Source organism: Clostridium arbusti SL206, from assembly GCF_000246895.1.
Lineage (GTDB): Bacteria > Bacillota > Clostridia > Clostridiales > Clostridiaceae > Clostridium_I > Clostridium_I arbusti.
This window is the reverse complement of record NZ_BAEV01000170.1, coordinates 1-3,110: the sequence shown is the minus strand read 5'-3', so window position 1 is coordinate 3,110 and position 3,110 is coordinate 1. Positions and strand designations below refer to the sequence as shown.

Below are 3,110 nucleotides of genomic sequence, written 5' to 3'. Positions count from 1 at the left end.
ACACGTAGTATAATATAGTTATAGAATAATTAATTTTTTTATGAGGTAAATTTATGAACATATTTGTATTAATACTTAAAGCAGTCCTGTTTGGAATTACTACAGGTTTTATACTTTCTATTCCAATTGGTCCTGCAGCTATAGAATCAATAAAGAGAACTGTGTCTAAGGGCTTTAAGGAAGGCTTCATAGTATCCCTTGGTGCAATAAGTGCAGATGTTTTTTATCTATTACTAATAAATTGTGGACTTGCAAACATATTAAGTAGTAATAAAAAAACAGAATCTTTATTTTGGATTATTTCCGGTTCAATACTAACCTTAATAGGCTATAATTCAATTAAGCATAAAAATGGTAATGAAACTTTTATATCTAAAATCATGAAAAATATGAATCTTTCTTCTTTACCATTTTTAACTGGATTCTTAATAACAGTATCAAATCCAATGACTCCCTCTATCTGGCTTACGTTAAGCGGTACTGTACTAAGAGCTTGGTATCATATAAATATAACTTCTTACTATGTTTTTATTATTTCAATAATAATTGGCATGATTTTATGGTTTGCACTTTTAAATTTTCTTGCCTATAAAGGTCTTAACTTATTAGGTAAAAATAAATCCCATAAAGCAGTATCCTTTTTAATGTGGACTACAGTACTTGCTGGTTTAGTTTTCATAGGTTATGGATTCTATAACTTTTTCAATATCAACATATTTGTTATTAAATACTTTAATTAATGTTCAATTGTTTTTAAAAAATTTCAAGATATATAAAATTATTTTATATATCTTTATTTTATATAATAGAAAGGTGGAATTCACTTTGGATAAAATCTTAGCCAAACTTGATAAACTTATAATTTTTCTGGTTATCTATTCAATATGTTTTATTACATTTTTTAACACTTTAAAATATACTATTCCCTTTGTATTAGCTTTACTTCTTGCATTTATTCTTCAAAAACCAACAAATTATCTTATAAAAAGATTTAATTTAAAAAATTCTATTGCAGCACTTATAACTACATCAATTTCCTCGGCTATACTAATAATTCTTTTAATATGTGGAGTTAATGCCTTAACCAATGAGATTGTGTTACTTACAAAAAATTTACAAGTATATGTATCTCAAAATACATCTAAAATTACTTATTTTATACAGGACTTGCACAAATATTATAAAAATTTAGACCCAACTATAGTAAATACCATTGAAACAAATATCTCTAATTTTTCAACTAAAACTGTTTCAGCTACACTAAATGTTTCAGGTAAAGTTATGTCCGCTATTTTAATTTCTATATCCTATATTCCTTATGTAATTATGGTAATAATTTTCACTTTAATATCTACATATTTTTTTACTAAAGATTTTTCTTCTGCTAAAAATAGATTTTTTGATATTATACCCTCCAATAAAACAGATAGAGTAATTCATGTAATAGAATCGGTAAAAAAAATGCTGGGTAATTATTGCTTATCATACTTAATAATAATAGGAATAACTTTTGTGGAAACTATAATCGCTTATTTAATATTAGGAGTAAATTATGCTATATTATTAAGCATTATAACAGCAGTTTGTGACATCCTCCCTATAATAGGAATAGGAATTATATATTTACCTATTGCAGTAATTTATTTTATAAATGGAAACTACTTTACAGCTTTTGGACTAGTTATAGCCTATACATTAGTTTCTGTAATAAGACAAATTATCGAACCTAAAATAGTCTCATCAACGCTTGGAATTCATCCGGTTGCTGCATTAGCAGCATTATTTATAGGATTAGAAGTAAACGGTGTATCAGGAATATTTTTCTTTATGTTTTTAATCATATTTTATAACATATTAAAAAAGTGTTGATGTCTTATAGTATAAAAAAACCTCCTTTCGGTTTAGTAATCAAAAAAAGGAGGTTTTTTATAGTGAATAAAGTATTAATAAACTCAATGGACAATAACTCTGTATTTAAAGTAAGGGATATATTATCTAAAGAAATTCTATCTATAGCAAAAGAGCAAAGACCGATAATATTATTATGTATTGGTACTGATAGATCTACTGGAGATTCTTTAGGTCCTCTTGTAGGTGATAAACTTAACTTTTTAATAAGAGATCATATATTCATATATGGAAACTTAGAATCTCCAATACACGCTAAAAATTTATGTGAAACTATAAATAAAATAAAATCTATATATAAAAATCCCTATATAATAGCCGTAGATGCATGTCTTGGTAGTCTCCAAAGTGTAGGTGGAATCATTATAGAAAACAAACCAATAATGCCAGGCGCTGCTATGAATAAAGATCTTCCACCTGTGGGAGATTTAAGTATTACTGGTGTAGTAAATATTGCAGGTTCATTAGAATTCATGGTATTGCAAAATACTAGATTATACGTAGTAATGCATTTAGCCGATATCATATCACGAGGAATTTATCATTCTATTATTAAAACTTTGGGCGGCAAAAAAACAATTTCTTCATCAAATAAAAACTTTATATAATCTTACTACTAATAATTTGTCAATATATTTTTAAGTTTATAATATTATCTTATATTCATTAAATAATATCATAAATATTGAGATATCTATACTTCCTTAAAAAATCTTTTTATAAAAAAGTTAAATATTATCAATGAATTGCTAAATTACTTACTCAATTAAAGCTTATATACTTTAAAATATATGTAATTGCATAGATTTATTAGTTAATTATAAAATCTTTATTTTAATAAATCATATGGCTTACAAGATAGGCTATAATTATATGTCTATCTTGTAAGCCAACGCAGCTTAAATTAGGGCTAGAGATGGGTATACTTATAAATCATATATAATCTGAAATTAAAATTATACACTAATAATAATCACTAAATTAGATTTAAACAAATTAGCCTTTCCATAATGAATATAATTTATTGCAACATATATATGAAAATTAGTTTTTTCAGTCAAATTTCTATACTAAAGTATATTTATTATCTAAATAATAGATGTATATAATCTATTATTTAATATATACTCTATTTCATCTATAGTTTTACTTCCTATATCTATTATCAATATACCTTCCTTTTTAATACTATTTTCATTATA

The 3,110-nt window shown here is 24.8% G+C and carries 3 protein-coding genes; all 3 read left to right on the top strand.

Features of this window, described 5'->3' with window-relative positions; translation table 11 throughout:
- Positions 1–53 precede the first annotated feature (53 nt).
- The 3 genes from RH99_RS17785 to yyaC all read left to right on the top strand — a co-directional run bounded on the left by RH99_RS17785 (position 54) and on the right by yyaC (position 2,516).
- Positions 54–740: a LysE family translocator gene (locus RH99_RS17785; protein WP_010241554.1), complete on the top strand. Its 687-nt coding sequence runs from the start codon at positions 54–56 to the stop codon at positions 738–740.
- A gap of 85 nt (positions 741–825) precedes the next feature.
- Complete coding sequence (gene ytvI, locus RH99_RS17780; RefSeq protein ID WP_010241552.1) at positions 826–1,869, top strand: sporulation integral membrane protein YtvI; 1,044 nt, start codon at positions 826–828, stop codon at positions 1,867–1,869.
- A 59-nt stretch (positions 1,870–1,928) separates the two neighbouring features.
- Positions 1,929–2,516 carry a spore protease YyaC gene (gene yyaC / locus RH99_RS17775; protein ID WP_026038540.1) on the top strand — a complete coding sequence of 196 codons (588 nt, stop codon included), beginning with the start codon at positions 1,929–1,931 and terminating at the stop codon, positions 2,514–2,516.
- Positions 2,517–3,110: the final 594 nt, after the last annotated feature.